The 228-nt window shown below is 49.1% G+C and carries 1 tRNA gene; it reads right to left on the bottom strand.

What is annotated here, in order from left to right:
• Positions 1-99 precede the first annotated feature (99 nt).
• Positions 100-176: transfer RNA gene (locus tag ABT56_RS22925), tRNA-Trp, on the bottom strand.
• Between the last annotated feature and the right edge of the window lie 52 nt (positions 177-228).

The following is a 228-nucleotide window of genomic DNA, read 5'->3' as shown; positions in this document are numbered from 1 at the left end:
GCTGGCATTCCAGAGATTCGATAAGCTGACTACCAACGCTTGCTTTTCGAAAACACAAATGCAAAAAAGCCCCGACATTTCTGTCGAGGCTTTCGAAAGTGGCAGGGGTGGAGAGATTCGAACTCCCAACACGCGGATTTGGAATCCGCTGCTCTGCCAATTGGAGCTACACCCCTGTAGTTTTTTTAAAGACTTAACTTTGTCTGAAGAAGTGGCGGAGCGGACGGG

Origin of the sequence: Photobacterium aquae (assembly GCF_001029445.1) — a bacterium.
Classification (GTDB): Bacteria; Pseudomonadota; Gammaproteobacteria; order Enterobacterales; family Vibrionaceae; genus Photobacterium; species Photobacterium aquae.
The sequence above is the reverse complement of the archived record's forward strand: the minus strand, read 5'-3'. Positions and strand labels throughout refer to the sequence as shown.